At 58.2% G+C, this 23,505-nt stretch carries 22 protein-coding genes and 1 tRNA gene; 10 read left to right on the top strand and 13 right to left on the bottom strand.

Annotated elements, in window-relative coordinates; translation table 11 throughout:
* Positions 1–13 precede the first annotated feature (13 nt).
* Together ACR0NZ_RS09915 and ACR0NZ_RS09920 are read left to right on the top strand one after the other, a co-directional pair.
* Positions 14–1,117, top strand: a complete 1,104-nt coding sequence (locus ACR0NZ_RS09915) for a Gfo/Idh/MocA family protein (RefSeq protein ID WP_480518597.1) — start codon at positions 14–16, stop codon at positions 1,115–1,117.
* A gap of 37 nt (positions 1,118–1,154) precedes the next feature.
* The gene (locus ACR0NZ_RS09920; protein ID WP_480518598.1) at positions 1,155–2,288 is read left to right on the top strand and encodes a Gfo/Idh/MocA family protein; all 1,134 of its coding nucleotides are present in this window, start codon (positions 1,155–1,157) and stop codon (positions 2,286–2,288) included.
* Here ACR0NZ_RS09920 and ACR0NZ_RS09925 read toward each other — a convergent pair whose 3' ends face one another.
* The 5 genes from ACR0NZ_RS09925 to ACR0NZ_RS09945 all read right to left on the bottom strand — a co-directional run bounded on the left by ACR0NZ_RS09925 (position 2,289) and on the right by ACR0NZ_RS09945 (position 7,737).
* A complete protein-coding gene (locus tag ACR0NZ_RS09925) occupies positions 2,289–3,287 on the bottom strand; it encodes a LacI family DNA-binding transcriptional regulator (RefSeq protein ID WP_480518600.1) in 999 nt (332 codons plus the stop codon). It lies immediately after the preceding gene.
* Between the two features lie 225 nt (positions 3,288–3,512).
* Entirely contained in the window at positions 3,513–4,295 is a 783-nt protein-coding gene (locus tag ACR0NZ_RS09930) for a dimethylarginine dimethylaminohydrolase family protein (protein ID WP_480518602.1), read from the bottom strand.
* A 3-nt stretch (positions 4,296–4,298) separates the two neighbouring features.
* Positions 4,299–5,903 (bottom strand): 5-guanidino-2-oxopentanoate decarboxylase, encoded by a 1,605-nt coding sequence (locus ACR0NZ_RS09935; protein ID WP_480518604.1) that lies wholly within the window; start codon positions 5,901–5,903, stop codon positions 4,299–4,301.
* Entirely contained in the window at positions 5,900–7,084 is a 1,185-nt protein-coding gene (locus ACR0NZ_RS09940; protein ID WP_480518606.1) for a pyridoxal phosphate-dependent aminotransferase, read from the bottom strand. Before ACR0NZ_RS09940 ends, ACR0NZ_RS09935 begins: the two co-directional genes overlap by 4 nt.
* Complete coding sequence (locus ACR0NZ_RS09945) at positions 7,081–7,737, bottom strand: TetR/AcrR family transcriptional regulator (protein ID WP_480475304.1); 657 nt, start codon at positions 7,735–7,737, stop codon at positions 7,081–7,083. The genes ACR0NZ_RS09940 and ACR0NZ_RS09945 overlap by 4 nt, the downstream gene beginning before the upstream one ends.
* Positions 7,738–7,814: 77 nt before the next feature.
* On the opposite strand from ACR0NZ_RS09945, the gene ACR0NZ_RS09950 reads away from it, so the two are divergent.
* From ACR0NZ_RS09950 to ACR0NZ_RS09965, 4 genes are read left to right on the top strand one after another with little or no spacing between them, the layout of a single operon-like run.
* Entirely contained in the window at positions 7,815–8,612 is a 798-nt protein-coding gene (locus tag ACR0NZ_RS09950) for an ABC transporter ATP-binding protein (RefSeq protein WP_480518608.1), read from the top strand.
* Between the two features lie 39 nt (positions 8,613–8,651).
* Positions 8,652–9,416 (top strand): transporter substrate-binding domain-containing protein, encoded by a 765-nt coding sequence (locus ACR0NZ_RS09955; protein WP_480475308.1) that lies wholly within the window; start codon positions 8,652–8,654, stop codon positions 9,414–9,416.
* Between the two features lie 9 nt (positions 9,417–9,425).
* Positions 9,426–10,178 carry an ABC transporter permease gene (locus ACR0NZ_RS09960; RefSeq protein WP_480475310.1) on the top strand — a complete coding sequence of 251 codons (753 nt, stop codon included), beginning with the start codon at positions 9,426–9,428 and terminating at the stop codon, positions 10,176–10,178.
* The gene (locus tag ACR0NZ_RS09965) at positions 10,175–10,972 is read left to right on the top strand and encodes an ABC transporter permease (RefSeq protein ID WP_480518610.1); all 798 of its coding nucleotides are present in this window, start codon (positions 10,175–10,177) and stop codon (positions 10,970–10,972) included. Before ACR0NZ_RS09960 ends, ACR0NZ_RS09965 begins: the two co-directional genes overlap by 4 nt.
* A 322-nt stretch (positions 10,973–11,294) precedes the next feature.
* Here the strand turns inward: ACR0NZ_RS09965 and ACR0NZ_RS09970 are convergent, their stop codons facing one another.
* The 4 genes from ACR0NZ_RS09970 to ACR0NZ_RS09985 form a co-directional block, all read right to left on the bottom strand.
* Positions 11,295–12,710: an FAD-binding oxidoreductase gene (locus ACR0NZ_RS09970; protein WP_480518612.1), complete on the bottom strand. Its 1,416-nt coding sequence runs from the start codon at positions 12,708–12,710 to the stop codon at positions 11,295–11,297.
* Positions 12,711–12,813: 103 nt separating this feature from the next.
* Positions 12,814–13,071, bottom strand: a complete 258-nt coding sequence (locus ACR0NZ_RS09975) for a DUF4242 domain-containing protein (protein ID WP_209504668.1) — start codon at positions 13,069–13,071, stop codon at positions 12,814–12,816.
* Positions 13,072–13,097: 26 nt separating this feature from the next.
* Positions 13,098–16,694 (bottom strand): adenylate/guanylate cyclase domain-containing protein, encoded by a 3,597-nt coding sequence (locus tag ACR0NZ_RS09980; RefSeq protein ID WP_480518614.1) that lies wholly within the window; start codon positions 16,692–16,694, stop codon positions 13,098–13,100.
* Between the two features lie 146 nt (positions 16,695–16,840).
* Positions 16,841–16,916: transfer RNA gene (locus tag ACR0NZ_RS09985), tRNA-Val, on the bottom strand.
* 256 nt (positions 16,917–17,172) lie between these two features.
* On the opposite strand from ACR0NZ_RS09985, the gene modA reads away from it, so the two are divergent.
* From modA to modC, 3 genes are read left to right on the top strand one after another with little or no spacing between them, the layout of a single operon-like run.
* Positions 17,173–17,952 (top strand): molybdate ABC transporter substrate-binding protein, encoded by a 780-nt coding sequence (gene modA, locus ACR0NZ_RS09990; protein ID WP_480495557.1) that lies wholly within the window; start codon positions 17,173–17,175, stop codon positions 17,950–17,952.
* Between the two features lie 5 nt (positions 17,953–17,957).
* Positions 17,958–18,650, top strand: a complete 693-nt coding sequence (gene modB, locus ACR0NZ_RS09995; protein ID WP_480476900.1) for a molybdate ABC transporter permease subunit — start codon at positions 17,958–17,960, stop codon at positions 18,648–18,650.
* The gene (modC, locus tag ACR0NZ_RS10000; RefSeq protein WP_480518616.1) at positions 18,647–19,747 is read left to right on the top strand and encodes a molybdenum ABC transporter ATP-binding protein; all 1,101 of its coding nucleotides are present in this window, start codon (positions 18,647–18,649) and stop codon (positions 19,745–19,747) included. Before modB ends, modC begins: the two co-directional genes overlap by 4 nt.
* Positions 19,748–19,749: 2 nt before the next feature.
* Here the strand turns inward: modC and ACR0NZ_RS10005 are convergent, their stop codons facing one another.
* Both ACR0NZ_RS10005 and ACR0NZ_RS10010 read right to left on the bottom strand, forming a co-directional pair.
* A complete protein-coding gene (locus tag ACR0NZ_RS10005) occupies positions 19,750–20,676 on the bottom strand; it encodes a Hint domain-containing protein (RefSeq protein WP_480518618.1) in 927 nt (308 codons plus the stop codon).
* Complete coding sequence (locus ACR0NZ_RS10010) at positions 20,677–21,189, bottom strand: toxin-activating lysine-acyltransferase (RefSeq protein ID WP_480518620.1); 513 nt, start codon at positions 21,187–21,189, stop codon at positions 20,677–20,679.
* A 182-nt stretch (positions 21,190–21,371) separates the two neighbouring features.
* Here ACR0NZ_RS10010 and ACR0NZ_RS10015 point away from each other — a divergent pair, with 182 nt between their 5' ends.
* A complete protein-coding gene (locus ACR0NZ_RS10015; protein ID WP_480495565.1) occupies positions 21,372–21,779 on the top strand; it encodes a hypothetical protein in 408 nt (135 codons plus the stop codon).
* A 3-nt stretch (positions 21,780–21,782) separates the two neighbouring features.
* Here ACR0NZ_RS10015 and hemF read toward each other — a convergent pair whose 3' ends face one another.
* Together hemF and ACR0NZ_RS10025 are read right to left on the bottom strand one after the other, a co-directional pair.
* Positions 21,783–22,667 carry an oxygen-dependent coproporphyrinogen oxidase gene (gene hemF / locus ACR0NZ_RS10020; protein ID WP_480518622.1) on the bottom strand — a complete coding sequence of 295 codons (885 nt, stop codon included), beginning with the start codon at positions 22,665–22,667 and terminating at the stop codon, positions 21,783–21,785.
* A 5-nt stretch (positions 22,668–22,672) separates the two neighbouring features.
* On the bottom strand, positions 22,673–23,473 hold the full coding sequence (locus ACR0NZ_RS10025) for an SDR family NAD(P)-dependent oxidoreductase (RefSeq protein ID WP_480475342.1): 801 nt from the start codon (positions 23,471–23,473) through the stop codon (positions 22,673–22,675).
* Positions 23,474–23,505: the final 32 nt, after the last annotated feature.

Below are 23,505 nucleotides of genomic sequence, written 5' to 3' on the forward strand. Positions count from 1 at the left end.
GAGGCCATGGCAGATGCCTGAAATCGGAGTGGGAATCGTGGGTGGCGGTTATATGGGCAAGGCCCATTCCGTCGCGATGTCGGCCGTCGGAGCGGTTTTCAACACGGCGTTGCGCCCCCGGCTTGAGGTCATCTGCGCGTCGAGCCCGGACAGTGCCGAACGCTACCGGGCGGCCTATGGATTTCAGCGGGCAACCGATGACTGGCGCATGTTGGTTGAAGACCCCAAGGCCGAGGCAATCGTGATCGCCTCGCCTCAGTCAACACATCGTCAGATCGCAGAAGCGGCTTTTGCCTTGGGCAAACCGGTCTTGTGCGAGAAACCATTGGGCGCATCGCTTGAAGACAGTCGGGCGATGGTTGCTGCGGCCGAGGCTTCGGGGGCGGTGAACATGGTGGGGTTCAACTATATCCGCACACCCGCCAGCCAATATGCCCGCCAGTTGATTACCGATGGCGCGATTGGTGACATCACGTGGTTCCGGGGCGAACATACCGAGGATTTCTATGCAGATCCGCAGGCCCCGGCCACCTGGCGCACGACCGGTATGGCCAACGGCACAATCGGCGATCTTGCCCCGCATATGGTCAATGGCGCATTGGCCTTGGTCGGGCCCATTGCGCAGGTGATGGCCGATGTTGAGACCGTTCACAAAACCCGCCCCGGTGGTGCGGTAACAAATGACGACCATGCCCAGATGATGTGCCGGTTCGAAAACGGGGTCATGGGAAGCCTGTATTTCAGCCGCGTCGCGACGGGGCGGAAAATGGGCTATGCCTATGAAATATCAGGCACAAAAGGCGCAATCCGGTTCGATCAGGAGGACCAGAATGCGCTGTGGCTGTACAAGCGCGAAGGGCCCGAAGCCGCGCGCGGGTTCACCAAGATCCTGACCGGCCCCGCGCACCCGGATTATGAGCCCTTCTGTCAGGGTCCGGGTCACGGAACCGGCTATCAGGATCAGATCATCATCGAGGCCAAGGACTTTTTACAGGCCATCCATACCGGCGAGGCGATCTGGCCCACGTTCCGCGACGGGCATGAGGTCAACCGCGTGCTGGCCGCTGCGCTGGCCTCGTCCGATCAGCGGCAGTGGCAGGACATCAGCGATTTCTGATCGCTCTACGAGACAATTCCAATGAGAGACAATGACCATGGCTAAGTTGAGATGGGGCATGATCGGGGGTGGTGAAGGCAGCCAGATTGGCCCCGCGCACCGCTTGGGGGCACAGGCTGACGGGTTGTTCGAATTTGCGGCTGGCGCGCTGGATCACCGGCCCGAGGTGGGCCGCGAATACGCGCAGCGATTGGGTGTTGCTGCCGATCGTGCCTATGGCGATTGGCAAGAGATGCTGGCGGGCGAAAAAGACCGCGAGGATCGGATTGATCTGGTAACCATCGCGACGCCCAATTCGACCCATTTTGAGATTACCAAGGCCTATCTTGAGGCAGGCTTTAACGTGTTGTGCGAAAAGCCGATGACCATGACGGTGAAAGAGGGCGAAGAGATTGTGCGCGTGGCCGAAGCCTCGGGCAGGATCTGTGCAGTGAACTACTGTTATTCCGCCTATCCGATGGTGCGTCAGGCCCGTGCGATGGTGCGCGCAGGCGATATCGGCAAGGTGCGTCTGGTGGTGACCAATTTCAGCCACGGCCATCATGGCGATGCCACAGATGCGGATAACCCGCGCGTGCGCTGGCGCTATGACCCTGCGATGGCCGGGGTTTCAGGGCAGTTTGCCGATTGCGGCATCCATGCGTTGCACATGGCCAGTTTCATCTGTGACGATCAGGTGAAAACCCTGTCTGCCGACATGGCCTCGACCATCGTCAGCCGTGAGCTGGAAGATGATGCAATGATCAACTTCCGGATGGAGGGCGGCACGGTTGGACGCCTTTGGACGTCATCAGTGGCGATCGGGCGGCAGCATGGCTTTGACATTCAGGTCTTTGGCGAAACCGGTGGGCTGCGGTGGGCGTCCGAACAGCCCAATCAGTTGATCTATACTCCGGTCGGCGGGCGTACTCAGATCATCGAAAAGGGTGAGGGCGGTCTGCACGATGAGGTGCAACGCCTGTCGCGTGTCGCCATTGCGCACCCCGAGGGTTTTCCGCTGGCGGTCGCCAACATCTATTGCGATCTGGCGGATGCGATCCGTGGTGAAAGACGCGACGGTCTGCCCGGTGCGGCAGATGGGCTGCGGTCCATTGCGGCCGTCCACGCGGCTGTTGCGTCGGGCAAGGCCGATGGCGCATGGCAGGACGCGCGCCCGCCGATGTTTCGCTGATCAGGGGCGGGGCCGCAATGTGCCCCGTTCGATCACGCGGCAGGGGAAAATGCGGGCCTCGGGATAGCGCTGAGGCTCTTTCAGCATCTCAACGACCAGATCGACGGATGAAGTGATGATCTGTTTGATCGGCTGGTGGATCGTTGTCAGGTTAACGCTTTCCCAGCGCGACATCTCCATGTCGTTCAGACCGATGATTCCAATGTCCTGACCCGGTTTCAGCCCGTGATCGGCCAGTGCGGACAATGCGCCAACAGACAGGATGTCATCGCCGCAGAAATACGCCTCGGACGGGGTGTTGGCCAACAGGCGCAACATTTCGGCGCGGCCGGCCTCGAAGGAATAAGCCCCTGCGAAACAATGGCTTACTTCGATATCGGGGTGGTCTGCCAGTTCTTCCATGAACCCGCGATACCGGTCAAGTGCCGAGGTTGCATCTTCGGGCCCGCCCAGATAGCCGAGACGCTTGTATCCGCGCGCCAAAAGCTCGCGCGCGGCCATGCGCCCGCATTCTACGTTGTCGATTCCCACCACATGCACTTCGGGCGAGGTGGCCGAGCGGCCAAATGTATGCACCACCGGTACGCCCGCATCGTGGAACGCCTTGGCAAAGCTGGGCGGCAGCGTCGAAGACGCAACGATGGCCGCGTCAACCGAATACTGGCGCAGCATGCGGACCGAGTTTGCGGGCTCGGTCTCGTCCGTCAGGTTCACAATCAAAGGGCGTAGCCCGCGTTCCTGCAAGGCGCGGGTGAACTGATCGAACACCTCAAGAAAAATAGGGTTGTGAAAGTTGTTCGAAATCAACCCGATCAGTTTGGTGCGCCCGGTTGTCAGGGACGAGGCGAGGGCATTGGGGCTGTAGCCAAGCTCTCGCGCGGCCTTTTCAACTTTACTGCGTGTTTTTGCAGAGACCGAGGCGCCTTCGGTGAAGGTGCGCGACACCGCAGATCGCGATACGCCAGCCAAGGCGGCGACGTCTTTCAGGGTCACGCTCACGCAGTGCGGCTCCGGTCGTTGATGGTCAGAGATATCAAGGTGTTTTGCATCAGAGCTTCATTATGCACCATCGCAAAAGTCTTGCAACCGGTTGCAGGTCGCACTTGGCGGACGAGATCATCGACAGCCACCTATGTTTATGAGCGAATGGCGGGAAAGGAAAGACCGGTACGGGCGACAGTTTTCGCAAGAAACACCAAGGATCGAACGCTACCGGTTACACTCCTAAAATCTTAGCGAAAGGCAGGACATTCCTCCATCCAGCTTTGCGCAGTCGATGTTGTCGATTTCAACGACCTCATACCCTTCACGATCTAACATCTCAGCTGTGCGTGGGAAGCCAGCGGCCATCAGCACCAGATTGTTGAAGCGGATCGCATTGGCGGCAGCTTCCTCTCCGTCCGCAACATGCAGCACCCGGTAGCCCTCGAAACAGCCCGAGGCATCCAGCCGTCGGGTCGACAGTATTGTTTCGGCGTCCATCAGTGAACAATCTGTCTTGAAGTGTAAGACGCCCTCGGGCGTGAACACCTCGCGCAGTTTGTGCCCCCACTCCGAGGTGATTTTCGCCAGCTCGGCGACACCTTCCGCGTCGGTACGGTCTGACCGGCCCACCAGAATTTCGCGACCGGTAACAAGGATATCTCCACCCTCGATATGGCCGGGGCCCTGGATTTCCAGAACCGTATCGTAGCAGCCGTGAAGGGTCGGTGCCATTTCAGCCACTTCACCCATCCGCGAAGGTGCGCCAGGTCGCATCAGTATCGCACCTTGCGGCAGGCAAAGGGCTGTATCCTCGACAAATTGTGCGTCGGGAAACGCGTTCAGGGGATCCAGTTCGATTACCTCGGCCCCGGTGCTTCTCAGTGCTGCCACATATGCCTTATGCGCCGCTGTCATCCCGTCGAAATCCGGGTTTCCGATATCTTCTGCACGCAACCCGCCTGCAATAGTCGGAGCCGGACGGCGGGTGATGGCGCGGGAAAACTCAAAGGTTGGGTCTGACATGTTTCAATCTTTCTGAGCTGCGAATTTCGGAGTGGTGACTTCGATCATTACCGGCCCGTTCTGGGCGGCAGTTTGGCGCAATGCCTGCGCGACAGCCTGCGGTTCAGCTGGAACCGAAGCGAATGGAATGCCGTATGACTTGGCCGTTGCTGAAAAATCGGGAGGCGAGGGATCACATCCTATGACTGTTACGCCCGCATCCTGCATTGACGTGGCAATTTCCTGGTATCCATGATTGTTCCAGATCACGAAGGTGACCGGCAGGTCTTCGTCGACTGCTGCCATAATCTCAGGCAGAGAAAACTGCGCGCCTCCATCGCCCGCGATGCATATCACACGTGCTGTGGGATCGGCGACCGAAGCGCCGATGGCTGCGGGGATTCCATAGCCCAGTGCGCCGTACCCAGTTGCCGCGTTAAACCAGCCTCCGGCCCGGTCGTGGTCGTAGAAAAGATTGCCGGCATAGATCGGTTGGGTGGAATCTCCGACCATTAGCGCGTTCGGGAGCGCAGAGCGCATTGCGTTGAGGATTTCTACCTGTTTGCGATAGTCCGGACCAATCTCCGCCCAGGCGGCGTCACGTGTTTTGCCTGCACGTTCCGTACCGTCGCTTTGCTTTGGCTTGTGCGGTAAAGCGTCAACCAGCGCTGATACAGCCAAGTTGACGTCACCTTGAATGATGAGCGCTGCCTCATGTCGCGTCAGTTGCTCGCTGCATCGATCAACCCGTATCAACCCTGACATTTCAGCAATTTGGCCGGTGGCATACATATCATAGTCGGTTGGCCCCAACTCAGTTCCCAGTGCAAGGACGCAATCGGCGCTTTCTATCAAGCCGCGTACGGCGTTCAGGCTGGGGCTTGCCGGAACGGTCAGCGGATGCCTGTGCATCAGGCCGCGCGCGTTGACGGTTTGCACCACGGGGGCATCCAGAGCTTCGGCCACTACCTGCAATCCAGCCTCTGCATGCTTTGCGCCGCCGCCCGCCAGAATGACAACGTTCTTCGCTTTGGCCAGTTGCTTTGCGGCTTGGGTGATCAAAGCCGGGTCAATCGGTGAGACCGAGACAGGCGGTTCGACCGGTGTTTCCTGATAATCTGAAGCTGCGATATCCAACGGAACTTCGATATGCACCGGTCCGGATCGACCGTTGGCGAGGGTGTGGAACACGCGGTCCAAGACCGGGTCCAGAGCGTTGGTGGCGGAAACTTGTTCGGACAGCAACGCAACGGTCCTGGCCAGTCCCAACTGGTCTGGCAATTCATGCAGATGCCCTAAACCCCTGCCAAGAGATGCGGTTTTGTTGACACCGGACACCACCAGCATCGGTATTGAATCCGCGCGGGCCTGCGCCATCGGCGTCAATGTATTGGTCAATCCAGGCCCGGTGATCACAAAGGCCACACCCGGTTTGCCTGACACGCGCGCATAGCCGTCGGCCATAAACCCTGCACCCTGTTCGTGTCTGGGTGTAACGTGACGAATGCCCGAGCCTGCAAGCCCGCGGTAAAGCTCGACCGTATGAACGCCCGGAATTCCGAACACGCAGGTCACATCCTTTTGGCGAAGCCTTGCAACCAATGCTTCGCCCACGGTCATTTCACTCATGCAACCTCGCGTGATTTTCTGTTGGCGTGGTCGATGATGCGAGAGACCGCAGTGGCAAAGTTGGTGTCACTGATCGTCAGGGCCACTCGCACCCAGTCTTTCAAGCTGTCCCCAAAGGCGGAACCCGGCATGACAGCCACCCCGGTCTGCAACAGGTCCCAGGCATAGGCTTCGCCGTCCAACCCGGTGGCGGAGACGTTGATCATGGCGAACATTCCCGCCTGAGGCCGGTGAACGGTCAGATCCGTTTCTGCTTCGAGGCGATCAGCCAAAAGCGTGGCGCGCGCCGAAAAACGGGCGGCCATGCCGGAGGCAACCTCGGACCCGTCGCGGATCGCCTTTTCAGTCATATCGGCGATAAAGGGCTGATTGCCGAAAAGCATGGTCTCGGAATAGGGCAGTAGCGCTTCGCAAAACGCGGCTGGCCCGACACACCAGCCACTGCGGAACCCCGGCGCGGCATGTGATTTCGAGATGGATGATACGCCTATGACACGATCCGCCAGTTCCGGGTCTGCCAGTGGCGACACAAATCTGGCCCCGTCAAAGATCAGTTCTTCATAGACCTCGTCCGAGATAATCCACAAATCATGCGCAATCGCGAGCTGTCCGATCTCGGCTAGCTCCTCGGCGGTCAGGATCGCGCCCGTTGGGTTGTGTGGCGTGGTCAGAAGAATGGCGCGGCTGCGCGGTGTTACGCGTACGGCGATATCTTTGGCCTGCATGCGAAACCCGTGTTCCGGGCGCAGCGGTACGGGCACCATTTCCGCCCCAGAAGCACGCACGACCCCTTCGTAGGTTGCATACATCGGATCACCGACCAGAACTTCGTCACCGGCCTCGGCAACGCCGGCCATGGCAGCGAACAATGCGGTCTGCGTTCCGGGAAAGCACAGAAAATTCTCGGGCCCGAAAACGCGTCCGCGGGAAGCCGAGTAACGGGCGGAAAGCGCGTCAAGCAAGCCAGCTTCGCCACGGCCATTGGAGTAGCCCGTTCGCTGGGCCCGTAGTGAGGTTACGGTGGCTTCGACCAGCGCGTCCGGCACCGGCACGTCCGGTTCACCTATCGTCATTTCGACGATGTCCGCTCCGGCCTTAATAAGGTCGCGCGCTTTCAGATGTACGCCCCATTTGGCGCCACCCAAGCCCGCTAACCGTTCTGTCACAGATGTGGTCTTCATGGTTGTTCCACCTCTTTGATCAATGGGATACCGACGATAGCACTGACGGAATCCAATCCGATCTGCGCCAATTGACCTTCGGAAAATTCATCTGGAAGCGCACCGCCTTCCAGCCAAAGACCATCGATAACCGCGTTGCAGGCAATGGCCAGTTGCACGGCTTGCGGCGTGGTGACTGGACGTCCGGTTTCTTGCAATGCGGCGACGATCAGCTTTTCAAGCTGATCCCGGAAATAGTTATAGGTTTGCTGGTGGATGCGTTGCATTTTCGGATCACGCTGCACCTTGTTCAGGAAGCCGGCCCACAAGGCCACAGCGCTTGGATCAACGATTGGCGGTCGCAGCGACGCATCAACGAAGTTGGTCAACTGAGATACTGCGCTGCCTTTCCCTGACGACGCAGCTGTCTGATCGGTCAGCGTATTCATGTGATGTTCGTACGCAGCCTGAACCAGTTCCTCCTTGGATGAGAAATAGTGCCGGATCAGCCCTTGGGTCACGTTCGCGCGGGCCGCGATCTGACGCACAGTGGCACCCCGAACGCCCATCTCGGCAATCAGGTCCAAAGTCGCCAGGATAAGCGCCTCGCGCCGAAACTCGGCAGATTCACGTGTAAATTTACGGCTGTCGTCCTGCACGTCCGGGCCATCCATGGTACGGAATTATTATACACTTGCATAATTGCGAGATTCGAGGCTTACTGCAAGCTGAAATCAGAAGATTCTTGGATATGGACACAGCCAAAGCAGCAACACCCGCACGCGAAGCAACCACGTCTGAAGAGGCGATAAGGGTTGAGGACCTGCACAAGTCTTTCGGCACGCTGGAGGTTTTGAAAGGTGTCTCGCTGACAGCGAACAAGGGCGATGTCGTTGCCATCATCGGGGGCTCAGGCTCGGGCAAATCCACGATGCTGCGCTGTATCAACTTTCTGGAAACACCAAGCTCGGGAAAGATCACGATCGGCGGTGAGCTGGTTGAAATGCATGCCGACGGCAGCCCCTCGAACCGCCGCCAGATCGAACGTATCCGTACACGGCTGGCGATGGTTTTCCAGCAGTTCAATCTGTGGACACACCGTACGCTTCTGGAAAACGTGATCGAGGTGCCGGTACATGTCCTTAAGGTACCAAAGGCCGAAGCTATCGCTCGGGCGCATGACCTGCTGAAAAGGGTAGGGCTGGGGGACAAGGCCGACACGTATCCGGCCTATCTGTCAGGCGGTCAGCAACAGCGCGCTGCCATCGCACGCGCGCTTGCGGTGGATCCTTCCGTAATGCTTTTCGATGAGCCAACTTCGGCGCTTGATCCAGAGCTTGTAGGCGAAGTTCTGACCGTAATCCGGGATCTTGCAGCGGAAGGGCGCACAATGCTGCTTGTGACCCACGAAATGAAATTTGCGCGCGAAGTCGCGAACCACGTCGTCTATCTTTTCGAGGGCCGCATTGAAGAGCAAGGCCCACCTTCCGAAGTCTTCGGAAATCCAAAATCAGAGCGATTGAAGCAGTTCCTCAGCTCGGTCGCCTGATCCAGAAAAACAACATAATGAACCAAAGGGAGTAACAAAATGAACGTCAAAAAACTGCTCGCGTCCGGTCTTGCCGCCGCTGTCCTTTCGGCTGGTGTTGCCAGTGCAGAAGAGGTCAAGATCGGCATCGCGGCCGAGCCTTATCCGCCCTTCGCGTCGCTGGACAGCTCAGGCAACTGGGTTGGTTGGGAGATCGATGTCATCAATGCAGTTTGCGCCGCCGCGGAACTTGACTGTGTTATCACGCCGGTGGCCTGGGACGGTATTATCCCCTCGCTGACCGGACAGCAGATCGACGCCATCATGGCCTCGATGTCGATCACCGAGGAACGGTTGAAAACCATTGATTTCAGCGATCCTTACTATAACACACCTGCGGTTATCGTTGCCGATAAATCGATGGATATCGAAGCAACCCCGGAATCGCTGGCGGGTAAAGTCATTGGCATTCAGGCTTCGACGATCCACCAAGCCTATGCGCAGGAATACTTCAAGGATTCCGAACTGCGCGTCTATCAAACTCAGGATGAGGCCAATCAGGACTTGTTTGCCGGTCGGATCGACGCCACACAAGCTGACAGCATTGCGATGGCCGATTTTGTGAATTCGGATGCCGGTGCTTGCTGCGAAATCAAAGGTGCCGTGAAGGACGATCCCGCCATTTTGGGGCGTGGTGTCGGTGCGGGCGTTCGTAAAGGGCAGGATGACCTGCTTGCGGCGTTGAACAAGGGCATCGCGGCAATTCTTGCCGATGGAACGCACGAGAAGATCACGTCGAACTATTTCTCGACCAGCATCTACTAAGCCGTTGCCGTGACCGGATTTCTGGAATCACTTGGTTTGGCGCAGAGCGCAGAGCTTTTGTCGCTCTCGCCACCGGGGTGGGGGGCCAATCTGCTACGCGGATTGTCCCACTCATTGCAGATCGCTTTTGGCGCATATGCACTGGGCCTCGTGATCGGATTGTTCGGAGCGTATGGCAAACTTTACGGCGGGAAGGTCACGCGCGACCTTCTTGCCATTTACACGACCGTGATCCGGGCCGTGCCGGAACTGGTCCTGATCCTGATCCTGTATTACGTAGGATCCGATATTATCAACAAAATATCTGCTGCCATGGGTGGTGGCCGGGTTGAGATCAACGGAGTTGCCGCAGGCATTTGGGTGCTGGGCGTCGTTCAGGGCGCGTATGCGACCGAGATTCTGCGCGGTGCCATTCAGGCGGTTCCGCCCGGTCAGATCGAAGCGGCGAAATCCTACGGAATGCCGGCATTCATGACCATGCGGCGCGTCACGATCCCCGCCATGATGAGCTTTGCGGTACCGGGTCTGGCCAACTTGTGGCTGATTGCAACCAAAGACACCGCATTGCTGGCCGTTGTCGGCTTTAACGAGCTGACACTGGAAACGCGCCAGGCGGCCAGCAGCACGCGGGCCTACTTTACCTTTTTCCTGGCGGCGGGCTTCCTTTATCTGATGGTTACGCTGTTTTCGGGTGGAATCTTTGCGCGGATTGAGAAATGGGCCCGGCGCGGTCAACCCGCTCTGAACGGAGGCAGCAGATGATCGACCTCAGATCTCTGATGCAACCCCATCGTATCGTGATGATGCTGATCTTTGCCGGGATCGTGGTTTGGTGCGCGATGACATTGCGGTGGGACTGGATACCCAATTATGCGCCGCTTGCATTGCAGGGAATCTGGGCCACGCTCTGGCTGCTGGTTGTCACGATCGTTTTTGGTTTTTTACTGGCTGTACCCCTTGGGTTAGCGCAGGCCGTTGGGCCATGGTACCTTGCGGCACCTGCAAAGGCGTTTTGTACCATCATTCGCGGCACGCCGCTGCTTTTGCAGCTTTGGCTGCTGTATTATGGCCTCGGCTCTCTGTTTCCGCAGTTTCCATGGATACGATCATCTGAACTTTGGCCGTACCTGCGTCAGGCTTGGCCCTATGCGGTGCTGGCGTTGACACTTTCTTATGCGGGTTACGAAGGTGAGGTCATGCGCGGAGCCTTCAAGGGCGTTGCCAAAGGACAGCTGGAGGCGGCCAAGGCGTTTGGTATGCCAAGGCTGACGATGTTTCGCCGTATCTGGTTACCACAGGCAATCCGCAATGTTCTGCCGACTTTGGGCGGTGAAACCATCCTACAATTAAAGGCAACACCGCTGGTCGCCACAATAACCGTGGTTGATATCTATGCCGTGTCGTCCCGTGTGCGCGCCGATACGTTTATCGTCTACGAACCGCTTATCCTGTTGGCCGTATTCTACATTCTCATAGCGGGCGTAATTGCCTTGGTTTTCCACTGGCTGGAGGTGAAGGTTCTGGGAACCGGACGCCGCAATGGGCCCATCGGATAGTTCTAGCAAGAAGCCGAAGGAAACTTGCTCTGCGATTAGCGAAGCGGTTATTCGATGAATTGCTCCTAGCGACCGAGATTGCAGGCTTAAGCGTAAAACAGGTGTTTGAAACGGGATCAGGGAAGTTGGTTTCGTTCGCGATCCGTGAATTCAACGCGCTTGTGCATCTAGGATAGCTGCACGAAAAGAGGGCATGATTGCCAGCGCGGCCATAGGTGAGAGGAACCGCTTGGCGCGATTATTGGCCAGCGACACAATTTGCGTGGTGCTAAGACAAGAGTCTCAACATCAATGCCGATCGGGTACTACCACTATGGTTGTCTTACGTTGGTAGAATATTGTGGTTCATCCTGAACAAATTGGTGGGATCGTACTTTCCTTTGATCTTGGAAAGTTTTTCGCCGTTCACACCATAAGCGCCGGTCACGTGGTCTGCCTGGTCTTCAGGCATGAAGTTCACATAGGCACTGCCTGTTGAGTATGGTTTCATCTGTTCGTACAGCTGGCGTGCCCACCCGATGCAGGTGTCATCCTTGTCAGGGTCCTCCCATCGCGTGTGGACATTCATGATGAAATGCGCAGATCTTTGCGGGTAGGCGGTAGAAGCGGGCTCAACGCGGGCCATCGCGCCACCGACATGAGCAATGAAAACCTCACATGCTGGGTCAGGAAGGGTGGAAATCGCGTCCAGCAGGTCCGTGATGGCGGCCGGGGGCAACGTGTTGAAGTCATGACTTTTCCAATAGTTGCGGACGCCCGGCGACAACAGGGGATCAAACGCCGCCTGCCAGTCCACGAACCTGTGCGGTGAAATGACATCCACAATCGGTTCACCCAGCGCGCGCAAGGCCGACATCGCTTTTTCACCCTCATCCATCGGGCCGCTATAGCACGCCGCGAAAATCAGCACCTCGCGCCCGTGCCACTCTTCCGGCAGGAACGGGAGTGGCGGCGCTTTTCGCATCACGCTCCAGACGGTGAGCTCATCGGGGGAGGTGTCTGCAATGGCCACAAACGCGGAAAGCAGCTCTGGTGCCTTTTCGATCGGGTGCACGATCAGGCCGGACAGGATATCGGGCCCAAGATCATGCAACTGGAATTCGAATGAGGTGACGACACCGAAGTTTCCGCCACCACCACGAATGGCCCAGAAAAGTTCCGGGTGGCTCGTGGACGAGGCGGTGACGATCGCGCCATCCGCCGTCACGACTTCTGCCGACAGAAGGTTGTCGATCGTCATGCCGAATTTCCGCGTCGTCCAGCCAAAACCGCCACCCAGGGTCAGCCCGGCGATGCCGGTGGTCGAATTGATGCCTGTGGGGACAACAAGACCATGGGCCTGTGTTTCGCGATCAACGTCTCCAAGCAACGCACCAGGTGCAACGCGGACAGTTTTGCGGGCAGGGTCCACGTGAACCGAACGCATCTGGGACAGGTCCAGCATGACGGCCTTGTCCGCGACGGCGTGCCCTGCAATCTGGTGCCCACCTGATCGAACGGTCATCATAAGGCCTGCTTGTCGGACGAAGTTTATTGCCTTCTGGACATCGCTTGCCCCCATCGCACGGATCACGAAGGCGGGGTAACGCTCGAACATGCTGTTCCAGGTAATCCTGGCTTCTTCATATTCCGGGGTTCCCGGCAGGTAGACCCCACCGCGCAGTGAAGTGTCAAGCGCGTCCAAATCGCCTTGATCCACAGTCGCGATACGTCCGTCGAGTGCTTTCAGGTCAAACATGCTTAAGCCTCCCTTGTTTCAGGAAAGGTTTCGCGCACGGCTGCCTCGTGAATTTGTTATTGCCCTGAGAAGGGGATACTTGGTTGTGGGGGAAAGCTGGTCGTCAGGCAAATATTCCCGGATCGATCCGATCTACCGGCGTGATGACATCGGCAGGAATGTTTAGACGCTCGGCCGCTTTTCGCAGGCTTTCTTCATCCGGGGCTTCGTAAAGGCAGTATGTTTTGCGCTTATCTGCGCTGAGGAAGGAAAAGATCCATTCAATGCCGACTTCGTCGTTGATTTCTTTGATGTGAATTTTGTCGTTGTCGCTGATATTCAGCTGTTCCGCAAAATTTCGTTCAATGATGTATCGTGGCATTATGCCCCCCAAGCATTTTCCGGACCTTAACTGGCTACCCCTTCGAGCTTTGACTTAAGGGAAACCATACTCAATTTCTGTGATATTGCCAACGCTTCCCCTTCCAGTTGAAACGCCAGTTCCAAATCGCTGGGGCGGCCCTGTTGTCTGAGTGCTGATGCATACGCTGCCTTGGAATGCGCAATCCAAGGTGGGCAATTCATCCGCGTGTCAATCTCGATGGCTTTCCGGAACATCTTCCCGGCAATTTCCCAGTCTTTCAGCACCGTTGCCAGTCTCCCCAAGCGTCTGGCTGCGGCACCTGTGCAAACTGTGGTTGCCCCTGCGGTGATCGTCAGGTCTTCGTAAGGTTGCAGCATACTGTAAAGCGTCTGGGCATGACCCGGATGCCCGACAGCCACGCAGATGTCAGCAAGATAGGACAGAGTTGTTGAATACATGGCATCTGGCGGCAGGTCGAAGCCGTTTTCCGCCATTTCATTCAGTATTCTTTCAGCCGGTTCCGTGTATCCCAGTTCGGCTGCGATAAGGCCAAAACCAGGCTTCCACGAGATGTCTTCGGGACTGTCGGTCATCAGTTTCTTAATCACAGGCGCGACCTCGTGCAGGCGGTTCTGCTCGCGGCGGATGGTAAACATCTGAACGCCGAAAACGCCCTCGACATGTTCGCCGTGCGTTTTTCGACCGATCTTGACCGCTTCGGTGGCGTGCTTTTCAGCCTGAACAAAGTCGCCGTCCATGATTGCAACCATGGCGCGTGCGTGTTTTTGAACCCAATAGAGTTGCAGATGATTGTCCTTTTCGGAAATCGCCGTCAGCAATTCGAGTGAGTTGTCCAACAGGTCGCGGTCGGCCATTTCAGCGCCGACAAACAGGCTGAGCGTCCGGTCGCGGCCCTGATCAATACTGCCAAGGTGTTCCGCTACCTGATGCATGGCGTCCAGGTTTTCACGCCAATGTCGTGCCTCTTGCCCGTTGCGCGCAACGAATGGCGCCCCAAAATGCATCATCATTACCGAAAACTGGGATTTATGATCCCCAAGCTTCGCCGCCAGTTCCATGGATTGCTGACCAAAGCGGGTGCCTACGGAAAACTGGCCGACAAACATATACGCCCGCGCAAGTTGGCTCATCAACCGGCACCGCCTGACTTCGTCATTGTCAGACAGGTCTTTCAGCGCCTTTTCACAAAGGTCAATCGCTTCGTGATGTCGCTTGCTCGTCATCATGCACGAGTCAGCAAAATGATTGGCTGCATCGGCTGCCAGCTCCACATCGTGGAGTTTCTGGGCAGCGGTAGATGCACTTTTCAGAACCGCTATCGCCTCGGACAACTGACCCTGGCTGTCATGGCTGCGGCCAACCAGGATCATGCCCCTGACCATTTCCGGGCAGGTTTCCGAGTTCAGCTGCTTAGCCGCTTTGAGCGTCTCCTGCGCATTAGTCATCGCTTCCTGGCTGGCTGACCGGGCCAACGCCATTTCAGCCGCAGCTTCCCATTTGTCGAATGCGGCGCGCCATTCTTCTGCTTCTGACAGATGGCGGGCCACCAGCTCGGGCCGGCGTTCGATTTCAGCAGATCGCATCGCGATCAGTGCGCGGGCAACGTCTGAATGTTGCTGCCTGCGGGTAGAGCTTAACATGGATTGATATGCCGTATCGCGGATAAGGGCATGGCGGAACACGAAATGCCCGCGGTTGTTTCCGCTTTCAAAGATCAGTCCCGTTCGCGACAGTTCTTCGAGGCGAAGATTGATATCTGCGCGTTCCAGCCCCATCGCGGCACTTAACAAATCTGGTTCAAATTCCCGCCCAATGACTGACCCCGTCAACGCGACCTGTTTGGCCTCGGGCGAAACTGCATCAAGCCGCGCCATCAAGGCGCCCTTCAGCGACGATGGTATGCGGACTTGTCCCTGCTCATCTGCATTCACGATCGCCTGGGTCAATTCTTCGACAAACAGGGGCACACCGTCAGTCTTTTCGATGATCGTCGCGATCAAGGCATCGTCCGGGTCCTTGCCAGTGATATTGCGGACCAGATCCGAGACATCAGCAGAACCGAACCGGCGCAGCAGGAGTGTTTGAACATGCGTGTCCCCGTCATCGCGGGCCAGGTCCCACCCGGGTCTGTGGGTCATCAGGATCATCAGGGGAAGATCGGTGCAAATCGCCTTGAACCGCTCCAGCAGGGCTTGCGTCGAGGGATCGATCCAATGTGCATCCTCAACACACAGAATAACCGGGCGCACGCTTGCCCGGACCTGCACCGTATGGATCAGGGTTTGGATCGTTATGTCGCGTTGCTCCTGCGGCGACATCTCGAGAACTTCACGAGCCAGTGCGCTGCGCGGCGCGACCAGCGCTGCAAAGACAGGCAGAACCTGTTCCCAGTCCAGACCTTCCCGGCCTTCCAGCAGCTTCCTGACATGCTCCAGAATTTGATTGTCATCAAAATCCGGTTCAACACCTGCATCCTGCGAGATTCGCTGGGTGACCGGATGAAAGGGGCTGCTGGTCAGATAGGGAGAGCAGTTCAGCCTTATCACATCGGCCTGTCCGGTTGCCGTGACATCCGCAAGAAACCCCTCAGTCAGGCGCGATTTTCCTATTCCCGCCTCACCCGACAGCAGAACCACCTCACCATGACCGCTTTGGGCGCGCTGCCACGATTGCAACAGGATACCCTTTTCGTAGTCCCGGCCAATCATGGTACTGTCGGCGTCATCCTTGTACGACGCGCGAAACCGGCTTTCCGCGCTGCGTTCCGATACGACCTTCAACAAGGTCCGAGGGTCTTTGAACCCCTTCAATTGAGTTGATCCAAGGGTCTCGAACTCGAATATCCGGTGCAAGGCGGCTTCGGTTTCTTCCGCAGACAAAACCACCGAGTTCGGCAGGCCGTGTTCCTGTATCCGCGCCGCCAGATTGACCGCCGGCCCGGTCATGGCACCTTCCTCGTACGAGTTTTCGCCGATCGTGTCGCCGACCACGACATCGCCGCTCGCGATACCCAGTCTGACCGACAAACGCTCACCGTCAGGAGTGTTGAGCTCTTCAACCCGGTGGACGCACTCAAGCCCCGCCTTTATTGCGCGAATGGCGTGATCTTCGTAGGCTGTTGGCCAGCCGAAAAACACAAGAAGACCGTCGCCAAGGTATTTCGCAACATAGCCACCATACCTGCTCACTGCCCCCGCGACGGTATCCTGATTGTTCTGTAGCAGATCCCGCATGTCTTCGGGATCAAAACGGTTGGTCAGCTCTGTCGAGCCGACCAGATCCGCAAACAAGACTGTCAGATGACGCCGTTCAGCCGCGGGCGCGATGGGCTTTTTCGTCGGTGCAGCTTCGCCCTGCACGACATCAACGGCGGATGGCCGAGTATTCTCGCGGGTGGGCTCTCCTGCGGCAGGCGCTGATGAAGACAGGTGACCAGAGCCAGCCAAATCCTGAACTGCCGCAAGGATGATCTTTCGGTGACCAAGACTTACCCCAAGCTCTTTCAGGTCGTCGCCTGTCAGCAGTGGCAGAACCCGCGCATCAATGTCGTTTACCGCAAAAACATCTGCGTACTGACCCAGTCCGAGGTCGTTAAGCCACGTGTCCATTTCATCCGACATATTCGGATCATGCTGAGATACGCGTCACTAATCAAGAAAACGCTATTTAAACTGCCGGGCGATCAATGCGCAGCGGACACGGTTTCATGCGCAGCATAGCAATAGATGCCAGTCGCGTAAGACCTTGATACACTGTGGGGAAAGGATGGTGGGTGATGAGAGACTCGAACTCCCGACATCTTCGGTGTAAACGAAGCGCTCTACCAACTGAGCTAATCACCCGTGACGCTGCATGTAGCCAAGCCAGCGGGCGTGCGCAAGAGGGTCTGTGAGATTTTTATTCCGCGATGGGTTGCGGATAGGAAATGCCGCCCCCATCAACGCGTGCCTGGGGTGACCACAGGTTGACGAGGCTGGCCGGGGTGGGTTGCCAGCGCCTGATCTGGATCAGCGGGTGTAAAAGATCAAAGGCGCTTGCAAGCGCCCTATGGCCTCCGATATGCCCGAAGAGACTGCAACTTTCCGGTCGGGAGCACACATGATCCTACCCTTCGCCTGCCGTATCTGGATGGTGGCACTGGTCCTTGGCGCATTTGTGCTGGCTCCGGTCCGGGCCGGGGCAGAAGGGGTTTTGGTTTTTGCCGCAGCCAGCCTCAAGACCGCTTTGGACGAAATCGCGACGGAATACACAGAGCGGACGGGTCACGATGTCACCGTGTCCTACGCAGCGTCTTCAGTGCTGGCGCGTCAGATTCAGCAGGGTGCGCCTGCGGACATTTTCATCTCTGCCAATGCCGACTGGATGGATTATCTGGAACAGCAGGGCTTGTTGCAGCCTGGGACACGGTCGGATTTGCTGGGCAACAGTCTGGTTCTGATCGGCGCTGCGGGGCGTCCTGTTCTGGGTGACATTCGGGTGGTTCATGACCTCAGGGCCGAGCTGGGCGAAGGCTTTCTGGCCATGGCGCTGGTCGATGCGGTGCCCGCCGGTATCTACGGCAAGGCGGCTTTGCAGGGGCTGAATCAGTGGGAGGCGGTGCAGGACCGAGTGGCACAAACCGACAATGTGCGCGCTGCGCTGGCCCTTGTGGCAACGGGTGCCGCGCCTCTGGGGATCGTTTATCGATCGGATGCGCAGGCGGAACAGCGGGTCAGTGTTGTGGCCAGTTTTCCCACCGACCTGCACCCTCCGATCATCTATCCGGCGGCGATGACAGGTAATGCCACAGGTGCGGCGCGGGCTTTTCTGGATCATCTGCACGGCGATGCGGCTTTGGCAATTTTTCAGGAGCAGGGATTTTCCCTGCCGGGCGGGTGATCGCGTTGGAGTGGTTGGGCCCCGCTGAAGCTGAAGCGCTGAAGCTGTCGCTGCGCGTGTCGTTCTGGGCGACGCTGGCCACTTTGCCGTTCGGCATTTTTGTTGCCTACATTCTGGCCCGCTGGCGGTTCCCCGGGCGGCAGGTTCTGAATGGTCTGGTGCATTTGCCTTTGATCCTGCCGCCGGTAGTGACGGGGTATCTGCTGTTGCTGACTTTCGGCATTCAGGGGCCGTTGGGGCGGTTTTTGGCCGAGTTCGGCATTGTGGTCGCCTTTCGCTGGACTGGGGCCGCGCTGGCCGCAGGTATCATGGCGTTTCCGCTGATGGTCCGGGCGATACGTCTGTCGATCGAGGCGGTTGACCCGAAGCTGGAACAGGCTGGGGCGACGCTGGGGGCGTCGCGGCCTATGGTGTTTCTGACCGTAACCTTGCCGATGATCCTGCCCGGTGTCATCGCCGGGGCCATTCTGGCCTTTGCCAAGGCCATGGGTGAGTTTGGGGCCACGATTACATTCGTGTCGAATATTCCGGGACAGACGCAGACATTGCCATCGGCTGTTTACGCCTTTTTGCAGGTACCGGGGGGCGAGGCTGCTGCAACAAGGCTGGTCCTGATCTCGATCGTCATCGCCATGGGCGCGTTGCTGCTGTCGGAATATGTGGGACGGCGCGCCGCCGCGCGGGTGGCCGGATCATGAGCTTGTCTGTTCGTTTGCACCATCAACTGCCGGGGATCGATCTGGAGGTCAGTTTTGACGCCCCATCCGGTGTGACCGTGCTGTTCGGGCGTTCCGGGTCGGGCAAGACCACGATTGTCAACGCGGTGGCCGGATTGCTGCGGCCGCGCGCGGGCAGGGTGGCCGTGGATGACTGGGTGTTGTTTGACACCGATAGGGGGCATTGGCTGCCGCCGCACCGGAGGCGGTTGGGCTATATTTTTCAGGAGGGGCGGTTGTTCCCGCATCTGACCGTGCGCCAGAACCTTGCCTATGGCCGGTGGTTCGCCCCTAAAAGCGCGCGGCGGGAAGACCCGGAAAAGGTCATCGAGATGCTGGGGATCGGCCACCTTCTGAACCGCCGTCCAGCCGGGTTGTCAGGGGGCGAAAAACAGCGCGTGTCGATAGGCAGGGCGTTGCTGGCCAGCCCGCGGCTGATCCTTGCGGATGAACCGCTTGCGGCGCTGGACGAGGCCCGCAAGGCGGAGATCCTGCCCTATTTCGAGCGTCTCAGGGATGAGGTGTCTGTCCCGATCCTGTATGTGACCCACTCGGCCGACGAGGTGGCCCGTCTGGCCACATCGGTTGTCGCTTTGCAGGATGGCAGGGTCGTCCGCCACGGCCCCGCGTCCGAGGTTCTGTCTGACCCGACTGTGGCACCGGCAGGTGTGCGCGCGATCGGTGCCGTGCTGGAGGTGCAGGTGCTGAAGCACCACACCGACGGGTTGACCGAGCTGAACGCAAATGGCGCGCGTCTGTTTCTGCCACGTATCGGGCAGGAGGTCGGCACGCATCTGCGAATTCGCATTCCGGCGCAGGAGGTGATCCTGTCCGTCCAAAAACCCGAGGGTCTGTCGGCATTGAACGTGCTCAGCGGGACGGTCGACTCGATCCGGTCGGGCGAAGGTCCCGGTGCGATCGTGTCGGTCAGGACACCGGCAGGGACTGTTCTGGCGCGGGTCACGCGCCGGTCGGTTGCGGCGTTGAACTTGCAGCCGGGCAGCACATGCCATGCCGTGATCAAGACGGTTGCGCTGGCCCCGCAGAATGTCGGTGGCCGCATCGGGACCGGCACCTGACCTCAGGCAAGTGCGCGGGCTTCGTGTTCCAGCAGGATAAGGCGTGCGGCGCGTCCAAACCCCTGATGTCCAGAGCAGGGACGGTCGGGAAATATTGCGGCCAGTTCCTGAAGCGCGTCGGATGAAAGTGTATGTAGCGCCTCTTCCCCCAGAAACAGGCTTTCTGCTTGTGCTCCATCCGCCGAAAGGATTTCGTGCCGATCCAGCAGGATGTGCAAATACTCGACCGTTTCAACCGAGGTATCGAGCCCTATTCCATGCCATCGGCACAGGTGCTTGGCGGCAACCAGCGCTTCGGCGGTTCCGAAAAGCAGCTCAACCCAGGGGCCCTTCACCAGAATACGGTGCTGCTGAGACACCAGCAGGTCTCGCGCGGGGGTGTTAGGCCCCAGACTGCCTGCCGAGATGCGAACGGGCCGTATCGCAGGTTCGGTGCGCAATCGGTCGGGCGGGATCGTGCTGCTTTCGATCCAACGAACAGGTTGCAACCCGTGATCGGCTGTCGCCACCTTGTCCCCGACGTTCAGGGACTCGATGGCACGGGGACCGTCCTCAGCCTCGATCAGGGTTCCAGCTGCGAAACAGACGCCTTCGATCCTTATGACCACTTCGACCGGATCCGGAGAGCCGGTAAACGGAAGTGTGACAGGACCGGTTTGCGTTGTCCCTGAGACGCTGATGAAGAAGGAGTCAAAGACAACTTCACCATTGTCGAGGCTGTCGAAATACGTCGGATCGACCGTATAGGTCCACTCTCCGGTATTTGGGTCTATCGTCGCGGTGCCGTTGGCAGGAGGTGTCGCAATCGTCCAGGTTTGGGTCAGCGGCGTGAAGTTTCCGTTGTTCAGGGTGGGTTGCCCCATCGCCACATTGGGTGGGGACCCGGTCACGTCGCCGGTCAATTCACCAGTGATCGGAACTGAAACCAACTAGACCTCGCCTTGTTGCAACACCCGCTCAAATTCCTTTTTTCGGTACAGGCGCATATGAACCTCGCCTGCTTCGTCCCGCGTCCATTCGACAATCCGGTTGCGTGTCATGTCGCTGTCCATTCGGTTGGTGCGCACGCGCGGATGCGGGATCTCTTGCTTGAGGATATCAACAATCTGACTGGTCTGTCCAAACGGCGCGACAAGGTCGATGATCCAAAAGGATGACCCGCTGGTAAAATCCTTGTCCGTCAGAAAGGTTTCTTTCACCGCATAGCGATACTCGGCCTCGGGGCTGAGACCGGCAAAAGTGACAAATCCGCGGGGAAAGCCATTCTGTCTGAAGATCTGGTATTGGCCCAGACGAAACGGGGTTTCGAACGCATAAAGAACCTGCGCAAGGTTACGTTTCTGGTGCGTTTTCGTAAGCCCCGCGAGATAGAACATCGCACCCAGATCCGCATATTTCTCAGGCGGGAAATCGAACCAGTCTTTTGGAAAGCTCTTGGTCAACGGAATTGCCGATAGTTTGATGTGTTATAAATGCTTTCGGGTAGTGTACTCGTTTCCGGCGATATGAATAGTGGGAATTCCCCAAATAACTGTGTCCGCGTAGCTGGTGTGCCCCACTTTACTCGTAGGGTGTCGTGGTTATGCTATCGGTATTGGTGCCATTGTTTTGGGATATCTGGATCATGCGTTTTCTCAAGCCATTCATCGCTGCCACATTTATTTTAGCGCCTGCGGTGGCCGGGGCCGTTGGGTTCGGCCTGTCAGTCCGGCCGCAGTTCCGTACCGAGATCACGCCCTTGCCGAACGGCGTTTACGAGGTGAAGGCTGTCGGATCATCCGCGCCTGTCAATTATTGGTGCGGGATCGGAGATTATGCCATTCGCACACTTGGCGTTCCGAACTCGCAGAGGATCTATATCTGGCGGGCGTATGAACCCGGCGTGCGAACAGTGCAGTTCTCCATGACCCCGCCGCCGGGGGCCGATACGAAACCCGGCTATTCGATCACGGTCAAGAAAGTCGGGGCAAACATGTCGGCGGTGTCGGCACAGAACTACTGCTACGACAATTTCATCACGGACCCGTTCTAATCGTCAGACCCATTTTGCCATCGGCGGCAAGCTCATCAGAACGGCATCCGGGTCATGCCCGGTTTCCAGACCGAATTTTGTGCCCCGGTCATAGACAAGGTTGTATTCCGCATAAAGGCCGCGATGCACCAGTTGGGTGGTCTTGTCCGCCTCTGAGAAGTTCTGAACGCGGCGCTTTTCAACCAAGGGCAGGAAGGCGGGCAGAAAGGCTCTGCCAATATCCTGTGTCAGGGCGAAATCCGCCTGCCAGTCACCGGTGCAATAGTCGTCCATGAAGATCCCGCCGACGCCGCGCGCGCGTTTGCGGTGAGGGATGTAGAAATATTCGTCGGCCCAGTCCTTGAGGCGCGGGTAATGGGCGGGTCCGTGCGGGTCCAGATGCGCCTTTTGCGTGGCGTGGAAATGCGCGGTGTCCTCGCGATACTCGATGCAGGGGTTGAGGTCCGAGCCGCCACCGAACCACCAGGCATGGGGTGTCCAAAACATGCGTGTGTTCATGTGAACCGCCGGGGTATGGGGGTTCTGCATATGGGCCACAAGGCTGATCCCCGACGCCCAGAAGCGCGGGTCTTCGGTCATTCCGGGGATGCCTTTGCGCGCCGCCATTGCCTGTTGCGCACGTTCGCCCAGCGTGCCGTAGACGGTCGAGACATTGACACCTACTTTTTCAAACACTCGACCGCCGCGCATGGCCGACATCAACCCGCCGCCCGCGTCTGACCCATCGTCCGACTGGCGTTTGGTTTCCTTGACCTCGAACCGCCCGGGTGCGGCATCGGCAAACGGCCCGTTGGTGTGGCTGTCTTCGAGGGCTTCGAACGCTGCAACGATGTCATCGCGCAATTGGCGAAACCAGGCGGAGGCGGTAGATTTTTCTGTTTTGAACATGGGTCTTAATGTGCAGGGGCCGCGACTGGGTCAAGCAGGGTACGGCCACCGTCGATTGTCAGGATCTGCCCGGTGACGAAACCGGCGGCATCAGACGCAAGATATTGCGCGGTTTCCGTCAGTTCCGTGGCCGAGGCGATACGGGCCAGGGGTGTGTGCTTTTCGATATCGACGCGGTAATCGCGATTGTCCTTGAGGGTCGATTGCAGTGATGCGCTCATGACCGAACCCAGCGCAATCGAGTTGACGCGGATCCGCTTCGGAGCCAGCGCGACCGCAAGGGATCGGGTCAACTGGTCCAGTGCTGCGGTCGAGACGGAATAGGCCATCAGATCGGGGTGGGTCCGTCGGGCTGCGATCGAGGACAGGTTGATGATCGTCCCTGCCGGGTTTTCGAGATCGCCGTCGGCCTGCTTGATCATGCGCTTTGCAACCAGTTGGCTGAGCCGCAAGGCGGGCATCAGGTTCTGGTTCAGCAGGGTGCGCATCGAATCGTCATCCGGATCCAGCGGATCAGACGGGATCACTTGCCGTGCACCGTTGACCAGAATATCCACCTGGTCGAACGCATCCAGCGTCGCAGATAACAGGTTGGCAATGGTCAGCTTTTCGCGCAGATCGCCCGCAAAATATCGGATATTGCTGTCTTCGGCTTGTTCTCCAAGTTCGTCGATCAGGCGTTTTTCGTCTATGTCGGCAAACATGACATTTGCGCCCGCATCCGCGAAATGCCGCCCGATGGCCAGGCCGATGCCACTTGCCCCGCCCGTTACGATTGCTGTCTTGCCAGCGATGGAAAAGGACATCCGAATCCTCCTGAATTGGGGCGCAGGTTAAC

This window comes from Ruegeria sp. AE3 (assembly GCF_056542225.1).